We start from the raw sequence: 21,985 nt of genomic DNA, 5'->3' as shown, positions 1-21,985 counted from the left end.
CATTTCTATACTTAACAAAATTCTACTTCTGTATGTTCTTACAAAATCTAAATTCATATGCGCCTGAACCTAATTTCATTTCAGGCATATCACTTGCCTTCCAATCATCTTCCACTATTCGTAATGTGGCAGATGTATTTGTTGGCACATCAACGTTTAATACTGCTTGTCCATGTTCTACACGCCAATCAATTTTAATTTCTCCATATGTTGTTTCACGCTTTATACAAACCCAGTTTAAATTAGAATTAAAATGAGGCTGAATATAAAAATGTTTATATGCAGGTTTCGTTGCATCCACTTCTAATCCAATAATATATCGGTATATCCATTCAACGATAGAGCCATATGCGTAATGATTGTACGAATTCATACTATCATTCCAAAGTGTTCCATCCTCTTTCACGCCATCCCAATGTTCCCAAATCGTTGTGGCACCTTGTTTCACTTGGTATAACCATGATGGATAATCTTCATGAAATAGAAGCTTACAAGCAAGGTCATGACGGTTAAACTTGCTTAATATTAAATTTAAATACGGTGTTCCTATAAAACCTGTTGTTAAATGATTTTTATTTTCTTTTAAAAGCTCAATTAAGCGATTAAATACTTTCTCCTTCACATTATCTTTCACTAGTTCAAAAAGTAGTACTAATATGTGGGCTGTTTGGGTATTTGAAATTAACCTACCATTCGGTGTAACGAATTCATTTTGAAACGCTTGAACAATATTTCCATGTAGCTCCGCATAAAACTTAGCATCTGTATTTTCACCTAAAATCTCAGCAACCTTTCGTAAAAGCGATGTAGAATATGCATAATAAGCTGTCGCAATAAAATGCTTGTCTGTTCCGCCTTCATATACATCAGGTTTCGTATCTAATGCGAGCCAATCCCCTAAATGATAGCCTGTATCCCATAAATACTCATTTTCACCTTGTGAACGTATATAATCTATATACTTCTTCATACTGTCATATTGTTCTTTTAAAATCGATACATCTCCGTAATGTAAATAATGAACCCATGGACATATAATTGCTGCATCGCCCCAACCACCAGAAGTATCTAAATCAAAATCTTCTCTTTTCCCAAAAGCATCTGGAATAACTAAAGGCACAGCTCCATTAACATTTTGATCTAATGATAAATCTTGGAGCCACTTTTTAAAGAACAATTGTACATTCATAATTTGCGTAGCTGTCCCAATGAACATTTGTGCATCTCCGGTCCATCCGAGTCGATCATCTCGCTGCGGACAATCTGTTGGCACATCAAAAAAGTTCCCTCTTTGAGACCATTCCACATTATGGTGAAGTTGATTGATTAATGGATTCGACGTTTCAAATTCAGTCGCTTTTTCCACATCTGTATGTAATACAATCCCTTCAAAATCTGCTTTTTGAGGCGGCTGGGTTAATCCACTTATTTTCACATACCTAAAGCCTTGATATGTAAAATGAGGTTCAAACGTTTCCTCTTCCTCTCCTTTTGCTATATACACTATTTTTTGTTTTGCCTTTCGGAGATTTCCAGCGTAAAAACTACCGTCTTTATCCAATATTTCAGCGTGATGCAATTCTATCTTTTGACCACTATAAACATGACGGACTATAAATTGAACCCAACCTACCATATTTTGTCCCATATCAATAAGCCATTCGTGATTCGGTAGTTTTGAAATAGAAATTGGTTTTATAATTTTCATTTTACGAATTGATTTATTTTCTTGCGCAACAACTATTTGTTTAGAATGCTCAAGTACTTCAACATCTTCTAGCTCTTGCACACTTTCTTCTAGTCTAGCATCGTATACTTCACCTTCATAAATTTCTGAGTACAAAATTGGGCTTGAAGTTACCTTCCATGTTTCATCCGTTACAATTTTTTCTTTCGTTCCATCTTCATATGTTATATGTAATTGAGCAATTATTGCACGTCTTTTCCCGTAATAATTACTCACATGATGCATAGTAATCGGCCCTTTATACCAGCCGTTGCCTAACAGAGTAGAAATATCATTATGCCCAATCTTTAATACATGCTTTATATCATATGTTTGATACAATACCCTTTTATCATAACTTGTCCATCCGGGAGTAAAATAACAATCTCCAATACGCTCTCCATTTATAGAAGCCTCGTATAATCCTAAACTAGTAATATATAAACGTGCTTTTTTAACTAATTTTTTAATAGAAAAGCTTTTTTTAAAGGACATAACTTGCGTGCACTCTTTTTTCGCAGCAATCCAATTTCCGCTCCAGTTATCTTGCCCTTGTAATCCAGTCTCCCAAAATGCAACTTTAGACCAAGATGATTCTTCTCCGTAATTATCCCATACCTTTACCCGGTAAAAATAACGCGTCTCTGCTTTATATGAAAATGAATTGACTGGTACATGTATACTTTGATCTGTTTCTACTTTTTGCGAATCAAACATTATAATCTCAAAATCTCTATCCTTCGCAACCTGCAGTTGATAAGCAAATTGTTTTACATTTCGGTTACTCGACTCAAGCTGCCAACTCATTTTAACAACTTTTGAATCTATACCTATCGGATTTTTTTTATTATCACAAAGCACTCTCTTTATTGTTAGCACACTTCTTCACCATCTTTTCTAAATCTTAATTTAAATTAATTATAATAAAAATAAAATTCTAAATAAATAATAATTTTATTCATTCTTACAAAATTATTAACTTTCCATATTTATAAAGGTTTTTATTTTCTATTACCGAAATTATAGTGCGGTAGAACAAAATTTATATTTGGAGGTTAGAAGTATGTCTAAAATTGAAACTCCTGTTATGACTTCTTTACAAACAATGGTTGAAAGAATGATGAAGGATTTACATGTTCCTGGTTGCGCTGTAGCTGTTATAAAAGATGGTGAAGTTATTATTTCAGAAGGTTTCGGCTATCGTAATATAGAGACAAAAGAGGCTGTTACACCGAGTACTCGGTTCGCAATTGGTTCCTCAACGAAAGCTTTTGGCACACTTTCATTAAGTTTATTAGCACAACAACAAAAATTTAATTGGGATAGTCCTGTCCAGTCTTATATACCTAACTTCTCTTTATCTGAACTACTTGCTAGCTCACAAGTTACCGGACGAGATTTAGCTTCTCATCGAACTGGTGTAAGCCGTCATGAGGCTCTTTGGTATAGCTCTTCCTTACCTCGAAAAGATCTCGTTGAAAAAATAAAACATTTACCACTTGATGCACCGTTCCGTACAGCATTTCTTTATAACAACTTAATGTATGCAACAATGAGTTACATTGTAGAAAACATTACGAATCAAACGTGGGAGCAATACGCTACAGAACATATTTTAGAACCTTTAAATATGAGACATACAAATTTCTCTGTTACAGATTCACAAACTACAGATGATTATGCTTTACCTTACATTGAAAATGAAGGTGAAATAAAAGAAGTTCCATTCCGTAACATCGATACAGTCGGAGCTGCTGGATGTATTAATTCTACAATTGAAGATATGGCAAATTGGGTCCTTCTTCACTTAAACAAAGGTAAATTTGGAGATCATGAATTAATCTCCTCTGAATTATTACAACAAATGTATACACCACATAATTCCATTCCAGATCAACCAGTTTTATCACTTCCTGAATCTCCATTAAATAGTTACGGCCTTGGTTGGTTTATAAGCGCTTATCGTGGTAATAAGGTGATTCATCATGGTGGTAATATTGATGGATTTTCAGCGCTTGTTTCTTTCATACCAACAGAAAACATCGGCCTTGTCATTTTAACGAATGCTGGAGGCACATTACTTCCTACTTATCTCGCTAATCAAATTTATGACGAACTGCTTGAATTAGAATCCATTGATTGGCATAAACGTGCTGTAGAAGATACTGAAAAAATGAAGGAAATGATGAAAGAAGCAACCGAATCCATTCCAGAACAAATGAAAGGGACTACACCTTCTCACAAATTAGAGGACTATACTGGTACTTTCGAACACCCTGCATACGGAGTATTACAAGTATACAAACGAGATGATTCGTTATTTGTACAATTTATGGAGATGGACATTCAATTAGCGCATCATCATTACGACATCTTCTCTGCTAAAGTTGACTTATTCCAAATGAAAATGAATTTATTATTCGCTTATGAAATGAATGTGAGTGGTGAATTCCCATCCCTTCAGTTACATGTGCCAGCTATGTTAAGTACGCAGCCACTTGTATTTACGAAAATTAAATAAATATTTTAATAGAGGGATGATAACACATCCCTCTATTCCTCTTTTCTCTATGCAAAAAAGGATAATACGTAAAGGATATAGAATTGTATTATTTAACTAATTAAATTATCTGGAGGAAAAGCTGTGTACACAGAAATTTTCAAAGAAGTTGTTTCGATTACTCATCACGATTATTCCGGTTGTATTGATAAAAAAGGATGGGACGATCCTACTACTTATTTACAGACAATCGAGAAATTAGAGAAACACGGAGAACTGACACCAGTTTATTTCACTGAAATTGTACGTGATTACTTAATAGACTTTAAAGATAATCATATGTTTTTCAAAATGAACTCTAACAATCAACCTCTTAACAGTGTTGGTTTCCAAGTGAAAAGATACGAAGATCGCCTATATATTACATCCACTTCACATGAAGTAAGAGTGAAAAAAGGACAGTCTATACTAGCATTAGATAATATGAAAATTCCTGAGCTATTAATAAAATATAAGAAGTATTTAAATGAAGCTACATATGAACGAGAAAAATGGGATTATGTTTTATTAAAATCGTCAAATTGTACACTTATAGATGAAGATGGATTGACTCAAACAATTACTTTACAAAAGTATAAACAAAATGAATACACGCCTATTTATTCATTTAAACAGCATAATAAAGATACACTTTTAATTACTTTGACGGATTTCGCAAATACTGAAGCTATTAATAGATTATTAGACTCACACAAAAATGAGCTAAATTCTTTTCCGAATTTAATTATTGATGTGCGTTTGAATCGTGGTGGAAGTGATGATGCATTTTTCAAATTACTTCCTTACATATTCGAAGACAAAGAGATTTCCCTTTTCGATTCTTCAGATACAATGCAATTAAATCATACGGAACGAAACTTTCATTTACGTATGAAAGACATGGAAATGGAAGATTATGATTCTTTAGACGAACTTTCCAAAATATTCACAGATATATTTATTCAAGATTTAAAAAAGAATTATAAAAAAGGGTTCGTTACATTTGATCCTTCTGAATTACCAAAAGAACTCCAATCATTAACAATACATGGAAGGAAATCACCTACTAGAGTAGTGATATTAACAGATGTTACATGCGGAAGTTCTGGTGATTCTTTTGTAGAAGTTGCAAAAAAATCATCGAAAGTAAAAGTAATAGGTCGTCCTACTGCTGGTTTAAATGATTATTCTAATTTAGCGGTAATGAAATGGGCTGATACATTCGCTCTTTATTACCCTACTTCACGGCTTTCTATTATAGATAAAGGCGAAGGAATGTCCGGAATTGGTATACAACCACATATACATATCCCATGGACTCCGGAACATATACAAGAAGATATAGATGTAAAGTTAGCATTACAACTACTTCAAAACGAAAAATGGTAATAGGAAAAGGAAGGTGTGAATCACACCTTCCTTTTTTATTTCATGTCAATCTTTTCTGGTTGAAACCAGATTGGCTTCGATAACTCAAAGTCTTTATGATCCTCTAAAACGATAGTAAGGCGTTCTAACGTATCATCTAACATGTGCGGTGCTGCTCGTAATGACCATACAACTGATGAGAAAACTGTCATACCAACGTATACCGCATATAATTTCCAAAACTCCTCTGGTATTTTCCCATTAAAGTATCCTTCTATTTGTCCGATTGAATACGGAATACTAATATCCCTTGCAAACAGTGCAATTTTTACGAAATCATGAAGTGGATCGCCCCAGTCATAGCCATTAAAATCAACAACACCTACATATTTCCCATCTCGCACAATTATATTTTCTAAATGAAAATCATCGTGTTGAAATCGATTTGGACGGTTCTTTACATACATTTCATTTTCATCTATAAACTTTATGATTTTATCATCATTTTTTATTTTTATTCCACAGGTTTTATATGCCTCTACATATTTTTGATGTTTTTTCATTGCTCTTTCATACCACGGAAGGATATCATTAGGAGCTTCATATGTATGCATTTTTGCTAAATCTTGTCCTGCCTCTATACCAATTTCATATTGTTCTTTTGGTGAATACGTAGGCAATAGTTTCTTCGCATCTTCCCCTTCTATATATGAAAAAATACCATAGCATACGTCTTCCTCTGCCAATAAACCCATTTCAATTGGTTTTTGAGCTTGCACACTACGTTTTTGCATTTCATTTAAAATTTGAAACTCTATTTTCTTTCTTTCATACTCTTTTATATCGCCTGTTCGTAATAAATATTTTTCATTATTCGCTTTCGTAATGATATATTTCTTATCAGGTGAGAAACCTTTAGAAATTTCTTCAATATTAACTGCATCTTTTACTATCTGTATATTGTTTTGCCATGCTGTAATTGTTTTCATGTATATTCCCCTTACATTTCTACATTTGGTGTATACGCTACTTCTATAATAAATCCATTCGGATCGTAAAAATCAATTGTATAATACCCTTCCGAATAATGATTCATTTCAATCGGACCACGTATTATCTTTATTTTCGTACTAGAAAGAAACTCTGCTACCTCATCTACTACTTCTCTATGAATAGCTTGGTAACAAATATGTCTAGGCCCTAACGTCCTTACGATTTCCTCGTCTACTTCTTTAAAATATATTTCACTTTCTCCCGTACTATATGATGCTTCATTTAACTTTCTCCATCCAATTATGGAAAACAACATATCATAAAAAGAAATGGATTCCTCTAAATTCGCTACCCAAAATTCAATATGATGAATGCCTGTACGAAGTGTATTCATATTAAGAATACGCTCCTTGTACTACTTGCACAATTTCCATTGGTGTATTGACCATATAATCTGGTGCATCTTTTTTCACTGTTTCAATGACATCATATCCCCAAGATACCCAAATCACATTCACCCCAGCCTTTTTACAAGCTGCTACGTCTCGCTGTTCATCACCGACGTATAACATATCTTTCTCTGTTATATTTTTCGATTTTAAAAATCTTTTTATCATTTTATCTTTACCGAACAAATTTTTAGAACAATATACTTCTTGTATATTTTCTATATCATTATTGTGTAAAAACGCCCGAATATGCTCTTCTGAGTTCGATGATATGACTGCAATTCCGTAGCCTTTTTTATGTAACTCATCTAATACATCCTTCATCCCATGGAACAAAATAAGATCTTTTATGGCAGGTTGATACAATTTATAAAACTCTAGTGCTAATATTGGTAGTTTATACAATGGTACATCGAGTTGTTTACATCTCTCTGGCATCGTTAATTTCCGTAAATACTCAATTTCTTCTTCCCTTACCGTTTTATATCCATGCTTTTCAGCAATTTGATTATAAATTGGTACAAATATATTTTGTGAATCTACTAATGTGCCATCAAAGTCAAAAACAATATACTTTTGCATTCCCATACTCCCTTTGCTTCTTTTTTCTAAACCTATTTTATTCAACAACATAGTTGTCTTACCCTTCTCCAAAAATTAAAAAGAACAAGATTTTCTCTTGTTCTTTTTAAGAAAGCCATTTTGGCGGTACATTCGTATTCCAATAAATATTCCCTAACTCATGGTGTCCAGAGTACCCATCATCAAAACGGTGATAGTGGAAATTAAAATAGTAACCATCTTGCGGTGGATGATCTCTCCTTACATGAAATCGCAATAAGTCATTTCCTGATTTCGTGTCATAAACGTGAAAGATTTTTTCATTATTTCCACCAGCTGGTTTTTGGGAAATCGCTAATGATTGTAGTGAATCTTCTGGTACATCATTGGCAAGCTCAGCAATTGCCTCTTCAATTTTCGGTAATATTACATCTTTAAATTCATCTTCAATTACTGGACCAATTTTAGTGCCAAACTTTTGCATCGACTGCTTCTCTGCTTCTTGCATTGCATACGTAATAAAAATATCGGTGGTTAACCTGTCATTCGTTTCTTCATATGTATAGGACGTACTCTCCAAATTTTGTTGCCCAGCTGTGCTCGTAGGCTTGTCCGCAGCTTTGGCATTATCAAGCAATATGGAAGGAGGCGTCACTAAACCAAATGTAAATACGGTAATTAAGGCGACTAAGGTTTTTCTAAACCAATTTGGCATGTATGTTCCCTCCTCTTTCACTCATTATATTTTATATAACAGTTGTTTCTTCTATTATACAAAATGATTGTAATTTTTGCACTTTACAATTTTGTTAACGTTCACATATTTTTCACTTGAATATGAAATTGTAAGATTTCATACAATAAAATACAACAACAATGAGGAGGCGATCATATGTCTTTAGATGTCATGTATTCCGCCGCAAGCATACTCGTTTTAGCATATTTTCTTTATCAATGTGTAACAGATTAAAAAAAGAGCCGTTTTTCGGCTCTTTTCCTATGGTAAAAATACAATCCAACCAATCCATACTATAAAAAGAATCCCGGCAATTACAGCTAGTAATAAATAAAAATGTGAAAGGATAACTATTCCATACAAAAGTAGTACTGGAAGTAATAAATAGCGATCTGCCTTCCATCTTAACAATAGTAATTTTCCTTCATCACAATATAAATGAAGAAACATTTTTTTCGAAAATTCATTCCAATAATCGCGTGCATAACGAGAAATTCCAACTAAAGCAAATGCAAGAATAATAGCTGCAATCCACCTTGGACTCATAATAATACTGACAGTACTTATACATAGAATTTGAATATAAAATATTCGCGTACTACTTGTACGGAAAAATTCTTTTAAAAAGGATTCAACAATACGAGATTCCTTTTTCTTTCCTAAAAACTTTTTAGAACGCGGAAACATCCATGGTTTTTTACTCGAACTACTCGGTTTAGCTGTATGACCACCAACTTGCATAATCCCACTCGTCCAGCGCATACTTTCTTCTTTCTCTTTCTCTACTTCTTTAAAAAAGCAATTTTTATAATTCAATTTTTCTTTTATCAATACGATAATTAGAAAAACCGCTAGACCGATACATAGTATAGAATAAAATGGATTTTTATAAATAAGAAACAGACTCACTCCAAAAATGGTTAAACTTATAGAAAACATTACATTTTTTATAATCCATAATAGCCATCGTTTCTCCACACGTATATGAATAAATCTCGTTAATAACGACAATAAAAATCGAAATACAGTAAAGAATACCCAAAATAATACGACTTGTATTTTCGTCACTCCGATACTTTTCATCAACACTGGTAACATAGCAACTACTACTATTACATTCGTTATCGCTATTCGAATAAACGTATATATCATGCCATACTGGATTAACTTTTGCATGTGAGCGGGATACGAAATTAAAAATAAACTATCCGCTTGTTCAAAAAATGAACGAATTCCTCTTGAATATGTAATTACATAAAATGCGAATAGACCTAACCCAAAATAAACTGTCTCTCCCATCGATAATTCTTCTATCCATAGTGAACGATAATAAATCCCCATAAATATAAGTGCTGGAATAATAATATATAGCGCGACTGTCCAATCAGTTATAGAGCGTACGGACTTCCATTTACGCCTCAGTTCATGACGCAATCTTTTATAAAATTGTTGTTTAATCATGTTGTTCACGCCTTACGATTACATCAAAGCAGTCTAATAAAGAACTCCCTGGCATTTCCGCTAACGTTTGGATAGATTCTAAATGTCCATCTGCGACTAATGTACCTTGCGAAATGAGTAAAAACCTTTCACAAATTTTTTCAGCAGTATCTAATACGTGCGTACAAAGTAAAATTCCTGCCCCACGTTCTTTCTCTTTATATAAATAACTTAAAAACTCTTTCGTAGCTACTGGGTCTAAGCCGATAAAAGGTTCATCAATGATATAAAAATCTGGTTCAGTTAAAAACGCCAAAATGAGCATCGATTTTTGTTTCATTCCTTTTGAAAACTTTGATAAATACTCATGTTTATGTTTATCCATTCGAAACATATGTAATAATTCTTCAGCTTTCCTTTCCCAGCTTCCTATCTCATTCTCACGAGCAGCCATTAATAGTTCAATATGTTCCCATAGCGTTAAATACTCATAATATGTCGGATGTTCCGGCACATATGCATAAGGATTCTTTTTTTCACCGAATGATATTTCACCATCCATATTTACAAGTAAACCGAGCATCGTTTTAATCGTCGTACTCTTCCCAGCACCATTCGCACCAATAAGTGCAACTAATTCACCTTTTTCAATCGAAAAGGCAATATCATGAATTGTCTTTTTCCCTATATCATATCCAGCAGAGCGGATATTCACGTCTAACATACATTTCCCTTCTTTCCATTTCCAATACAATCAAGGAAAAGAATAACATATATCTATCTATATATCATTATAAAATATTTATTTTCGTAGCAGGAATAAATACTTTTTAACAGAATATTTAATGTTTGATTATATTTTATTGGAGTGGATACTATGTCTTTTCAAATTCGCAAAGCTACGATAGACGATATAGATGCACTTTGTTCTTTAACAAAAGAATTAAAAGGTGCCTCTATTTCCTATGAAGATATGAACAACCGATTGCAGTTCGTACAAATGAGTCCCTTTGATTTTTTATATGTTTATGAGGAAGAAGAAACCATATGTGGATTACTTGGGTTTCGTATACGTGAAAATTTAGAAGATATAACTCGTTATGGGGAGATTTCAATTATTAGTGTTGATTCTACAATACGACGGAAAGGCATTGGACAAGTATTAATGGATTATGCAGAACAATTAGCCAAAAAACATAATTGCATTGGTACATGGCTAGTTAGTGGAACAAAAAGAGTAGAAGCACATCCTTTTTACAAAAAATTAGGATATGAAGTAAATGGATATCGATTTGTAAAACATTTTTAAACTACTTATACATGGAAAGGACTAAAACTATGACAAACATCGAAGCTATTTTTATTGATCGTGACGGTACAATTGGCGGTGACACTACAATACATTATCCAGGTTCTTTTACATTATTTCCTTTTACAGAAGCAGCTCTGCAAAAACTAAAGGCTCAAAATATAAAAATTTTCTCTTTCACAAACCAGCCAGGTATCGCAGACGGGATAGCGACTGTTGCTGATTTTGCACAAGAATTAAAAGGATTCGGCTTTGATGATATTTACATATGTCCTCACAAACACGGTGATGGTTGTGAATGTCGTAAACCAAGTACAGGTATGATGCTACAAGCAGCCGAAAAACATGGGCTTGATTTAACAAAATGCGCTGTAATTGGTGATCGCTGGACCGATATCCTTGCAGGAGCAACAGTACATGCGACGACGATATTAGTTCGAACAGGCGCTGGATATGATGCTTTACATACGTACCGAGACAAATGGGCACATATTGAACCAAACTACATTGCAGAAAACTTTGAAGATGCTACAAATTGGGTTTTAAATCAACTATAATCATATAAAAAGAGACGTTTTCATTGTGAAAACGTCTCTTTTTATATGATTTTTTTAAAACGTTAATTCATAATGGAAATAACGATTATCTCTCAAATAACCATTTTCAGCATATAATCGCTGCGCTGATAAATTATCAATCTCAGTTTGTAATTTTACACCTTTTGCACCATTTTCTAATGCAAATCCTTTAGCAGCTTCTAATAATTTTTTTCCTGTTCCTGCTCCGCGTTTAGTGGCTTGTACAAATAAATCATTTAAAATCCATAATTCTTTCATCGAAATGGAAGAAAATGATGGATATAATTGTGTGAATCCAATATATTCATCGTCTTCAACTGCTACGAAAATAACGGATTCTTTTCTCTCGATTCGATTTCGCAAAAACACTTTTGCTCCTTCTATATCGGAATCTTGTCTATAAAACATACGATAGTTATTAAAAACTGATGCTAGTCCATCTAAATCTGCAATTGTTGCCTCATATATTCTCATTTTACTCCATTCCCCTTCCAATACTGTCTCATTATATCCGTTGCCCATTTAGGCTGTACAATTTCTTCTTTCGGCATAAACTCTTTCATTACCGGCTTTATATCCAATATAGGGGTGCCATCAATAGCATCTAACCCCTCAACAATAATTGATTTACCTTCTCTTTTGATTACCTTTACAATGGTTGCTCCTATGCGATTCGGACGATTTTTTCCACGCTGTGCAAAAATACCTACTTTAGGATAATCATTATTATTTCTAGGATGTCTAGCAAAATATTGAATTTGTTCATCCGTTACTTTATGAAAATAAAAAACAACTTCAATATGAGAAAAATCTTCAATCCCTTGTATACTTTCTTCTGTATACATTTCAGTTAAAGTAATATAGGATCTTACTTCTCCCCACTCATCATCTTTTATTTCCTTTCTTTCATTATGTACAAATGCGATTGGTTGAACTGAAAACATACGCATTCCCCCTTAAATGTAACCACTTACATTATAAAATATTTTCTGAATGTTTTCCACATACACGAACTAGGTTACATAATATGATTATACTCTATTTCGTAAAGCGAAATTAACTGCTTCAACTGCATGTATATGAGTTGTGTCGAATATCGGAACTGATACGTCTTCCTGCTTAATTAATAATCCTATTTCTGTACAACCTAATATGATTCCTTGTGCCCCTTCTTGTACTAGCTCTTCTATCACTCTTTTATAATATTCCCTAGATGGAGATGTTATCTTTCCTAAACATAATTCTGTATATATTACTTCGTTTACCTTATCTCTATCCTTTTTTGATGGAACCATTACTTTTATATGATTTTCCTCTATTCGTAATTTATAAAAGTCTTGCTCCATTGTATATTTAGTTCCTAGTAAACCAACCTTTTGAATATCTTTCCTTTTAATTTCTTTCGCTGTTGCATCAGCGATATGTAAGACTGGAATATGAATATTCTCCTTTATTTTCTCAATTACTTTATGCATTGTATTTGTGCAAATAATTATAAAATCGGCTCCTCCCTTTTGTAACGAATATGCTGCATTCCCTAATAATTCTCCTGCTCCATCCCAATCTCCGTTAGACTGGAATCGTTCAATCTCTTCAAAGTCCACACTATTAATCATACATTTTGCTGAATGTAATCCTCCTAATCTCTCTTTTATTTCTTCATTTATGATTCGATAATATTCAGTAGTCGATTCCCAACTCATACCACCAATTAAACCTATTGTTTTCATGAAAAGTAACACCTACCTCGCACTATATTTTATGTTAATTACAACATTTTATTATGTATATTATACACAATAAAAACAAGACTTTACGTTTGAAATATAAAGTCTTGTTTTAACTATTTCCAAGGAAATTTTATAAGAATATTCTGAAATTAATCATCTAATATTTTTATAGAATCTTCATATTGATAATGAAAACATTCTCGATACAACTGTTTAATTTCATCATACGATGGCACACGTGGATTATTTGCTGGACTTCCACTTTCAATTGCATCTGATGCCATTTTAGAAATAGCTTTTTCAAACTCAACCTCACCAATTCCGTATTCTTTTAAATTTGGAATACGAAGATCAAAACAAAGTTTTTTTATTTCGCCAAGCGTGTAGTCGGCTACTTCTTCATCACAATAGGAATACATATCTTTATTTAAACAACGTCCAATTTCCGCTAGTCTTTTTACTGCACTCACTTTTGTATATTCTAAAACTGTCGGTAATAGTATTGCATTCGATATACCATGTGGTACATGAAATAACGCTCCTACTGGTCTTGACATCCCATGAACTAATGTAACAGATGCATTTGAAAATGCGATTCCAGCTTGTAAGGATGCTATCATCATCGCTTCTCTTGCCTCCATATTCTCTCCATCTTCATATGCAATACGTAAATATTTCATAGTACTTTCAATGGCAGAAAGAGCTAATACATCTGTAAGTGATTGTGAAACTTTAGAAATATATGCTTCGACTGCATGACATAATGCATCTATCCCTGTTGCTGCTGTAATATGAGGTGGTACCGAACGTGTTAAAATTGGGTCAATAATCGCTACTTGTGGGGTAAAACTTGGATGTTTCATCATCATTTTTACATCTGTTCGTTTATTCGTAATTACTGCTACACTTGTTACTTCCGACCCAGTACCAGAAGTTGTTGGGATTGCAATAAGTGGTAGCGGATCATTATCTATTTCCATATCCTTTTGGACGTAATCTTCCACTTCTCCACCATTTGTATATAACACCGCAACTGCTTTCGCTGCATCAATACAACTTCCACCACCAATACCGATAATAAAATCACACTTTCCTTCTTTACAAAGTGTTAACGCTTCTAACACATGTATATTTGTAGGCTCAGCATTCACTTTATTATATGTAATAACAGTTATACCTTTCGTATTTAATTGTTGTATACACCTCTCAACATATCCTAAATCCTCCATAATTGTATCCGTAACTATAAACGCTCTTTTCCCCAACTTCTTAGATTGTTCCCCCAGCTTTTCAAGCGAATTTCTTCCATATAATACAGACTTCGGCATACGAAACTCAGCAACTTCTTGCAAGTACTCCACCCCTTCTTACCCTAATTAATATTTTAATTTATAAAATATCGACTTAATAAATTCCTGTTACAGTATAGAATGCGATTACTAAAAACACAGCAACCGTTTTCAAAATTGTAATAGCAAAAATATCTTTATATGACTGTTTATGTGTTAAACCTGTAACTGTAAGAATAGTAATAATTGCTCCGTTATGTGGTAATGTATCCATTCCTCCTGATGCCATTGAAACAATACGATGCATTACTTCTAATGGAATATCGAATTGATTGGCCGCTGCAATAAACTTATCTCCCATCGCACTCAAAACAATTCCCATTCCTCCTGATGCAGAGCCTGTAATTCCAGCTAAAATATTCGTCGTGACTGCTCCATTCACTAGAGGATTTGTGAATGTGGCAGAAATGCCATCTCTCATAATTGCGAAGCCTGGAAGTGCCGCGATGACACCACCGAATCCAAACTCAGCTCCTGTATTCATCGTTGCAAGTAGCGCTCCACCAATACTTGTATTCAATCCAGCTTGAAATCCTGTTACTACTCGTTTCCAATATAATAATAACGTAGTTACTATACCTATAATAAGTGCCAATTCTACTGACCAAATTCCAACTACTCCACTTAATTCTACTTTTCCAAATGTTTTCATACCAATTGTAGAAAAATCAAAACCATTCGGATACCACTTCGGTATCATAATAGTAAACACCTTATTCATTACACCTACTAAAATAAGTGGTATAAAAGCAATCACTTGCTGAACTCTTGTAATTTCAATACTTTTAAGTAACGGCATATCATTTTGTTCTACTTGCAAAGAAGCTGCCATTTCAGTATCCCCATCGTTAAAACCAAAATACCCTTCTCCTGCTGCTTTCGCCTTCTTACGTCTACTCTCTAAATATAGTAAACCTAACGTAAGTACAAAAATTGCCCCTACAATACCAAGTATCGGCGCAGCATAAATGTCTGTTTTAAAAAACGTTGTAGGTATTACGTTTTGAATTTGTGGGGATCCAGGTAGCGCATCCATTGTAAACGTGACCGCTCCAAGAACAATCGTTCCAGGAATTAAACGTTTTGGAATATTCGCTTGTCGAAACAACTTAGCTGCGAACGGATATACAGCAAACACTACTACATACACACTAACACCACTATACGTTAAGATAGCACCCATTAATACAATCGCTAAAATCGTACGTTTTTCACCAACTAACTCTATAATTGTCTTTGCAATCGAGTCTGCAATTCCTGACATTTCTACTACTTTCCCAAATATTGCCCCAAGTAAAAATACAGGGAAATATAGTTTAATAAAACCTACCATTTTCTCCATAAAGATATTCGAAAAGAAAGGTAATACAAAACTAGGCTCTGTCAAAAATACCGCAAATAATGCAAAAATAGGTGCAAATAAAATTACAGAAAACCCTCTATATGCTACAAACATAAGTAAACTAAGTGCTAATAATATAATAACTAGCTCCAATTATACCCCTCCTTTAAACAGAAAATTCAAACTTTTATTGTTAAACTTCTACTACTAGTCTTTTGATTCTGACATCCCTCCTCTTATTCATACAAATTTTTTATGCTAAAAATGTCTAATTATAAGTATTCGATTACATATGAAAAATCCCTTTAAACATAAACGATTTCATCGTCATACGTTATAAAGGGATTTTTAGTCTCTATATTTACTTCTTTATCAAACTATTTTCTACCAAAAAATAATGTAATTCTTTTACATCATTTACTATATGAGTCGCACCAACTTCAGTCAATTCTGTTTCACTACCATAGCCATATAATATACCGACTGAAGCAATTCCATTATAATTCGCCCCTATGATATCGTGTTTTCTATCTCCAATCATAACAATTTCTTCTTTATTAAGTTCTTCATTTGTTTGTAAAATATGAGCAATAATTTCTTCTTTTTTTATTCTCGTACCATCTAAATTACTTCCAATAATACCTTCGAAATAATTCGTTAGTTGAAAATGCTCTATAACTTGTTCAGCAAATATAGTAGGCTTTGAAGTTGCTATAAATAAACGATTTCCGTTATCTTTTAATTGTTTTAGAAGATTTGGAATACCCTCGTATACATTATTCTCCAACAACCCACGTTGCTTTAAATACTCCCTGAAATAAAAAACAGCTCGTTCAACTTCTCCTTCATTCATATTATATCTCTCTACGAATGATTGCTGAATGGGTGGACCAATAAATGAGTCTAACTCACTTACATGTAATTCTTCAATGCCAACCTTTTTTAATGCATACAATACTGAATTTATAATTCCTTCTTTCGGATCCGTCAATGTTCCATCTAAATCAAATAGAAATGTTATATACAAATTTAATCCCCCGCTCCTTTTTACTTTACATATTATATAGAAGGCTTTTTCATGCCCACCTTTCACTATACTACCATTATTTATCTTTTCGAAAAATTATTTCTTCTATGTCACATACTTTCCGTTACAAAGTGTAATACATATGATAAAGTAAAAAAGTTACAATTATTTTAATAGAAACGGTGAATCTAATGTCAATTACCTTAATTGTTATAATGGCTTTCACAATTGTTATTCACGCGGTTGAAACGAGCTCTTATAGTATTCGATTAGCTGGAGTTCGTTTAAAGAAAATTGCTGTTGCTTTGTCTGTCGTAGGTATGGTGTTACTTATTTCAAGAACATCTAACATGCTACAAGCCTTTTTAATCGGTGGGATTGTCGATGAGGCAAAACTAGACGCATCCATTAATTTAGAACATATTATACGGCTCGTTCTATTATCCGCCTCTGTCGGTACATTGATTGCGATTATACTATATCCAACTTTAACCAAACTATTTGGTTATGTCATTCAAAACTTTGAAACAGACGGTTCTTTCATTCGAATGATGAAAACAAATAACATTCAAAAATTAAAGTACACAAAAAAATATGTACGCTTTCCAAAATTAGAAATGATTCATAGACTGCGTATCGGTGGTATTCCAAAACGTATTATGCTTATTAATATGTTTGCTACTGCAATTTATACAGCTGGTGTTCTTTCAGCCCTTTACGCTTCCTTTTTACTTCCAGATTACGCAACAAAAGCTACTACAGCTTCTGGCCTTATTAATGGTTTTGCTACTATTTTATTAACAGTGCTGCTTGATCCACGTATCGCTCTTTTAACAGAGCGAGCTCTTCAATCAGAAGAAGGTGCAGAAGCAATGAGTAAAATGTATGGTTGGTTAATGATTTCTAGACTTTTTGGTACGTTATTAGCACAACTATTATTCATACCAGGTGCTTACTGGATCACTTGGATTATTAAACTGATGAATTAGTCCTCTATAAAAAAGTAGGTGGGATCACAAATGACTCTACAAACAAAGCAAGATATAATTCGCTTAATAGAAAACGACGAATGGATGATGAACGTATTACAATTAGCAAAATCACTTGAGCTACCTGATTGGTGGATTTGCGCCGGGTTTGTTCGCTCTAAAATTTGGGATACTTTACATAACTATGAAGCTAAAACAGCTATGCCTGATGTTGATGTAATTTATTATGATAGTCTACATAAAGATGAGATATACGAACAATCATTAGAAACGAAATTAAAGAATATTGATGCTACGATCCCTTGGTCGGTAAAGAATCAAGCTCGTATGCATGTAGTGAATAATATGCCACCGTATTCTTCTTCTGTTGATGCTATTTCTAAATTTCCTGAAACAGCAACCGCTTTAGGAGTTACACTTGATGAATTAAACAACGTCATACTAACGGCCCCATGCGGTATTGAAGATGTTCTTTCCTTACAAGTGAGACCAACAGATCATTTTCTTGAAACAAAAGAACGATTACATATGTACAACGCTAGAGTTACTAAAAAAAATTGGCAAAACAAATGGTCTAATATTACAATCACCTATCCCAAAATGTAAGAAAGGGGGCTTCGCATTATACGAAGCTCCCTTTCTATTTTATTTCAAAAACTGAATGACTATTTCAACAAAACGATCTGCTTCCTCATAATGTGGTGTATGACCACTCTCTTCGAATACAATATACTCTCCATTTTGAGCATCTTTATTAAACATATCAATTTGTTTTTCACACGTTACTGCATCGTATTTTCCTACAATTAATAACATTGGATTTTGTACATCTTTTATTTTTCGTAATAATGAAGTATGAAATGCTCCTTCTAATTTTAATCTATCAAAATGAATTTTGGAGCGATTTGAAAATACTTCCCACTCTTCATCACTATATAAACTCTCATCTGTCACATCTTCCTTATAATTGTAAATCTCCATTCTTTTTTCTTCTAGTTCATCACTTAGTCTTATATAAGCTTCTAACAACTCTTCTGAACTAGCATTGCTAGATAAATAAACTAAACACGCTTTTGCTACTTCTTCTTTTCCATACTTTTTTAATAAATCCGCTGTCTTTTGTAACAAAGCTTTACTTGTTAATGCAAAATCGAAAGTTGGTCCCTCAAATATTATTTTCTCTATTGAACTTGGATATATCGACGCATATAGCAACGCTACATATCCACCGAAAGAATGTCCAATTACAGACCACTTCTTAATTTGTAATACTTTTTTTAGTTCCTCACAGTCTTCAATTAAGTCATGTAATCCAAAAGCTTCGTCTTCAGTAATTTCTTCTGAGCGACATACACCTCTTTGATCTATCAAAATTACAAATAATGAATCTTTTAATCGTTCCGCTTGATGAAATGAAAAATCATAACAACTTTCTCCCGGTCCACCATGTAAGTATAGGACTGGTTTATTTTTAGGGTTTCCATGCGTTTCAACGTATAGCTTTTTGCCTCTAATATGCATGTATTTCCCTGCTTCTATCAAATTCGCCTTTATGATCATCACCTTCTTTTTTACTGAATATTATAACATTTTACCTTAAATAATCCCTATTACATTTAAAAAGACGATGATAATTGCAAGCGGTGCTACAAATCGAAGTAAAAACGCCCAACAAGTAAATATTTTCTTTCCATAATTACCACCTACAAAAAACTCTGCTTCTAGTACCTTCTTCTCCATTTTGAATGAAACGAAAATACTAATAAATAGTGCTCCAAGCGGCATTAATATATTACTAGATAAGAAGTCTACTGCATCAAAAATATTCTTTCCGAAAATCGTAATATCACTCCATATTCCAAATGATAACGCTGATGGTATACCTACTAAGAAAATGCCGAAACCGATCATCCATGATAATTTCGTTCTCTTTTCTTGTTCACCATTTGCTAATGCTGAAACAACTGTCTCTAATAGTGAAAATGCTGATGTTAATGTCGCAAATGTAAATAGTGCCAGAAATACTGTTAAGAATAAACCACCGAATGGAATTTGACTAAATACTGATGGTAATACGATAAATAGTAATCCAGGCCCTTCTGTTGGCTCCATTCCTAATGAAAATACAGCCGGAAAAATAGCAAGACCTGCAAATAATGAAACAAATAAATTCAATCCAACAATTGTTATTGCTGATTTTGGTAAACTTTCTTTTTTATTTAAATAGGAACTATACGTGACCATAATCGAAATACCGATACTAATTGCAAAGAAAGATTGACCCATTGCGAACAAAATACTTTCTGAAGTAATCTTTGAGAAGTCTGGTTGTAAGAAAAACTTCACACCTTCCATTGCATTATCAAGTGTTAATGAACGAATAATAAGAGCAACAAATAAAATGAACAACGCTGGCAACATATATTTACTTGCTTTTTCAATTCCGTTTTGTACACCTTTTGATACAACCCAAATCGTAATGAACATAAAAGCGAAATGTCCCATAATTGCCCAAGCGGGATTTCCAATTGTTTCAGTAAATAATGAACCGTAATTTTGTCCCGGAGTAATAAGTTGTCCCGTTACTCCTCTGAATAAATAAATTAACACCCATCCACCTACAACACTATAAAACGAAAGTAGTATAAAACATGTTCCAACGCCAAGGCGTCCAATCCAGTGCCACCCTGTATTTGGTGCAATACTTTTAAATGCTCCAACTGCTTGTTTCTGCGTACTTCGTCCAATCATAAATTCAGCTATAAGTAGCGGTAACCCAATTAATACAGTGAATAATATAAAGATTAAAAAGAATGCTCCTCCCCCGCTCTTCCCAGCGATATAAGGAAATTTCCATATTGCACCTAGCCCAATTGCTGATCCTGCTGCAGCCATTATAAAACCTAATTTCGAAGTCCATTGCTCCGTCTGTTTCATCTTATTTTCCTCCTAGTTAAATTACTTTATATAAATAATTAAATTTTATAAACCAATCCGAATAAACCCTCCATTTCTATTTCCATAAAATAAAAAAATGGCTCAACGTCTCTATATAAAGAGACGCTAAGCCATTTACTTAACGCGGTACCACCCTTATTGATTCCATTATGAATCCACCTTAGTAGTAATCGTTTGATTACAAACCTAATATCGAAGGTTAACCGTTAAGATTTACTAAGAATGTGATTCCGTTCCACCTTACTGCTCCTAGGCGAGTTCAGGATGTCATTTGACTATGTCACACCAACCCATAGCTCTCTGTACAAATATACGACCTTACTACTCCTATTCAACACATTTTAATATTTAGAATATATTTTCTTTTGAAATTAATATGAAGTATATCGGTTATATTTGTAACTGTCAAGGGTTATATTATTTTTTGTCAAAAAGAATGTTTCATTGTAACTTTGTACAATAGGACAATGTTATTAATCATCTTGATCATCATGATCCATATCGTCTTCATCTTGGTCTTCATCATCTTCATTTTTTATAAATTCAAATTCCTTTTCCGCTATAATATTCCCGTTTTTCTTATTAATATATATTTCTTCCTCACCTACATTTGTTTCTACCTCTACTTCATATACACCATTATCATCCATACGTTCTACATCAATTTCCTCTACAACTCCATTTACCTTTTCAACTGCAATTTGTTTAGCTGTTTCCGGACTAAGCTCTTTACTTTTGTAACGTTTTTCTTTCGTCTCTTCAAATCGTGTTTCTTCATGTTCCATTGCATTTACACCATATGCTGTCCCTCCAGCAATTAAAAACACCATTACGATTCCAATCCATAATTTCATTTCATGTTCCTCCTCTTCATTTCTTACTTACATACTA

The 21,985-nt window shown here is 33.4% G+C and carries 22 protein-coding genes and 1 other annotated feature; of the genes, 6 read left to right on the top strand and 16 right to left on the bottom strand.

What is annotated here, in order from left to right; translation table 11 throughout:
• Nucleotides 1-22 precede the first annotated feature (22 nt).
• Complete coding sequence (locus FS742_RS03460) at nucleotides 23-2,605, bottom strand: alpha-L-rhamnosidase (protein WP_144611215.1); 2,583 nt, start codon at nucleotides 2,603-2,605, stop codon at nucleotides 23-25.
• A 184-nt stretch (nucleotides 2,606-2,789) separates the two neighbouring features.
• Between FS742_RS03460 and FS742_RS03455 the strand changes: the two genes are divergently transcribed.
• Both FS742_RS03455 and FS742_RS03450 read left to right on the top strand, forming a co-directional pair.
• Nucleotides 2,790-4,247 carry a serine hydrolase gene (locus FS742_RS03455; protein ID WP_144611214.1) on the top strand — a complete coding sequence of 486 codons (1,458 nt, stop codon included), beginning with the start codon at nucleotides 2,790-2,792 and terminating at the stop codon, nucleotides 4,245-4,247.
• Between the two features lie 123 nt (nucleotides 4,248-4,370).
• A complete protein-coding gene (locus FS742_RS03450) occupies nucleotides 4,371-5,654 on the top strand; it encodes a S41 family peptidase (protein ID WP_144611213.1) in 1,284 nt (427 codons plus the stop codon).
• A gap of 35 nt (nucleotides 5,655-5,689) precedes the next feature.
• Here the strand turns inward: FS742_RS03450 and FS742_RS03445 are convergent, their stop codons facing one another.
• From FS742_RS03445 to FS742_RS03420, 6 genes are all read right to left on the bottom strand, one after another.
• Entirely contained in the window at nucleotides 5,690-6,622 is a 933-nt protein-coding gene (locus tag FS742_RS03445; protein WP_144611212.1) for an aminoglycoside phosphotransferase family protein, read from the bottom strand.
• Between the two features lie 11 nt (nucleotides 6,623-6,633).
• Nucleotides 6,634-7,020: a VOC family protein gene (locus FS742_RS03440; protein ID WP_144611211.1), complete on the bottom strand. Its 387-nt coding sequence runs from the start codon at nucleotides 7,018-7,020 to the stop codon at nucleotides 6,634-6,636.
• 1 nt (nucleotide 7,021) lies between these two features.
• Complete coding sequence (locus tag FS742_RS03435; protein ID WP_144611210.1) at nucleotides 7,022-7,657, bottom strand: HAD family hydrolase; 636 nt, start codon at nucleotides 7,655-7,657, stop codon at nucleotides 7,022-7,024.
• 106 nt (nucleotides 7,658-7,763) lie between these two features.
• A complete protein-coding gene (locus tag FS742_RS03430; protein WP_144611209.1) occupies nucleotides 7,764-8,351 on the bottom strand; it encodes a YpjP family protein in 588 nt (195 codons plus the stop codon).
• A gap of 282 nt (nucleotides 8,352-8,633) precedes the next feature.
• Complete coding sequence (locus FS742_RS03425; protein WP_144611208.1) at nucleotides 8,634-9,833, bottom strand: ABC transporter permease; 1,200 nt, start codon at nucleotides 9,831-9,833, stop codon at nucleotides 8,634-8,636.
• Nucleotides 9,826-10,536: an ABC transporter ATP-binding protein gene (locus tag FS742_RS03420; RefSeq protein WP_144611207.1), complete on the bottom strand. Its 711-nt coding sequence runs from the start codon at nucleotides 10,534-10,536 to the stop codon at nucleotides 9,826-9,828. The genes FS742_RS03425 and FS742_RS03420 overlap by 8 nt, the downstream gene beginning before the upstream one ends.
• 153 nt (nucleotides 10,537-10,689) lie before the next feature.
• Between FS742_RS03420 and FS742_RS03415 the strand changes: the two genes are divergently transcribed.
• Together FS742_RS03415 and FS742_RS03410 are read left to right on the top strand one after the other, a co-directional pair.
• Complete coding sequence (locus tag FS742_RS03415) at nucleotides 10,690-11,121, top strand: GNAT family N-acetyltransferase (RefSeq protein WP_144611206.1); 432 nt, start codon at nucleotides 10,690-10,692, stop codon at nucleotides 11,119-11,121.
• 29 nt (nucleotides 11,122-11,150) lie between these two features.
• Complete coding sequence (locus FS742_RS03410; RefSeq protein ID WP_144611205.1) at nucleotides 11,151-11,678, top strand: HAD-IIIA family hydrolase; 528 nt, start codon at nucleotides 11,151-11,153, stop codon at nucleotides 11,676-11,678.
• 54 nt (nucleotides 11,679-11,732) lie between these two features.
• Here the strand turns inward: FS742_RS03410 and FS742_RS03405 are convergent, their stop codons facing one another.
• From FS742_RS03405 to FS742_RS03380, 6 genes are all read right to left on the bottom strand, one after another.
• Nucleotides 11,733-12,173 (bottom strand): GNAT family N-acetyltransferase, encoded by a 441-nt coding sequence (locus FS742_RS03405; RefSeq protein WP_144611204.1) that lies wholly within the window; start codon nucleotides 12,171-12,173, stop codon nucleotides 11,733-11,735.
• A complete protein-coding gene (locus FS742_RS03400) occupies nucleotides 12,170-12,643 on the bottom strand; it encodes an SAM-dependent methyltransferase (RefSeq protein WP_144611203.1) in 474 nt (157 codons plus the stop codon). Before FS742_RS03400 ends, FS742_RS03405 begins: the two co-directional genes overlap by 4 nt.
• Nucleotides 12,644-12,730: 87 nt before the next feature.
• Nucleotides 12,731-13,429 (bottom strand): aspartate/glutamate racemase family protein, encoded by a 699-nt coding sequence (locus tag FS742_RS03395; RefSeq protein ID WP_144611202.1) that lies wholly within the window; start codon nucleotides 13,427-13,429, stop codon nucleotides 12,731-12,733.
• A gap of 149 nt (nucleotides 13,430-13,578) precedes the next feature.
• Entirely contained in the window at nucleotides 13,579-14,781 is a 1,203-nt protein-coding gene (gene eutG, locus FS742_RS03390; RefSeq protein ID WP_144612052.1) for an alcohol dehydrogenase EutG, read from the bottom strand.
• A 52-nt stretch (nucleotides 14,782-14,833) separates the two neighbouring features.
• Entirely contained in the window at nucleotides 14,834-16,273 is a 1,440-nt protein-coding gene (locus FS742_RS03385) for a GntP family permease (protein WP_144611201.1), read from the bottom strand.
• Nucleotides 16,274-16,481: 208 nt separating this feature from the next.
• Complete coding sequence (locus FS742_RS03380) at nucleotides 16,482-17,147, bottom strand: HAD family hydrolase (protein WP_144611200.1); 666 nt, start codon at nucleotides 17,145-17,147, stop codon at nucleotides 16,482-16,484.
• Between the two features lie 191 nt (nucleotides 17,148-17,338).
• On the opposite strand from FS742_RS03380, the gene FS742_RS03375 reads away from it, so the two are divergent.
• Together FS742_RS03375 and FS742_RS03370 are read left to right on the top strand one after the other, a co-directional pair.
• Entirely contained in the window at nucleotides 17,339-18,136 is a 798-nt protein-coding gene (locus FS742_RS03375; RefSeq protein ID WP_144611199.1) for a lipid II flippase Amj family protein, read from the top strand.
• 30 nt (nucleotides 18,137-18,166) lie between these two features.
• The gene (locus FS742_RS03370; protein ID WP_144611198.1) at nucleotides 18,167-18,742 is read left to right on the top strand and encodes a nucleotidyltransferase family protein; all 576 of its coding nucleotides are present in this window, start codon (nucleotides 18,167-18,169) and stop codon (nucleotides 18,740-18,742) included.
• A gap of 39 nt (nucleotides 18,743-18,781) precedes the next feature.
• On the opposite strand, the gene FS742_RS03365 is transcribed toward FS742_RS03370, so the two are convergent.
• From FS742_RS03365 to FS742_RS03355, 3 genes are all read right to left on the bottom strand, one after another.
• Nucleotides 18,782-19,696, bottom strand: coding sequence for an alpha/beta fold hydrolase (locus FS742_RS03365; protein WP_144612051.1), 915 nt, complete (start codon nucleotides 19,694-19,696; stop codon nucleotides 18,782-18,784).
• 36 nt (nucleotides 19,697-19,732) lie between these two features.
• Nucleotides 19,733-21,073: a sodium-dependent transporter gene (locus FS742_RS03360; RefSeq protein WP_144611197.1), complete on the bottom strand. Its 1,341-nt coding sequence runs from the start codon at nucleotides 21,071-21,073 to the stop codon at nucleotides 19,733-19,735.
• Between the two features lie 116 nt (nucleotides 21,074-21,189).
• Nucleotides 21,190-21,438: a binding site (T-box leader), on the bottom strand.
• Between the two features lie 129 nt (nucleotides 21,439-21,567).
• On the bottom strand, nucleotides 21,568-21,948 hold the full coding sequence (locus FS742_RS03355; protein ID WP_144611196.1) for a PepSY domain-containing protein: 381 nt from the start codon (nucleotides 21,946-21,948) through the stop codon (nucleotides 21,568-21,570).
• Nucleotides 21,949-21,985 lie beyond the last annotated feature (37 nt).

This window comes from Bacillus cereus (assembly GCF_007678085.1).
Classification (GTDB): domain Bacteria; phylum Bacillota; class Bacilli; order Bacillales; family Bacillaceae_G; genus Bacillus_A; species Bacillus_A cereus_BE.
Note: the sequence above shows the minus strand (reverse complement) of the source record. Positions and strands in the feature narration are given on the sequence as shown.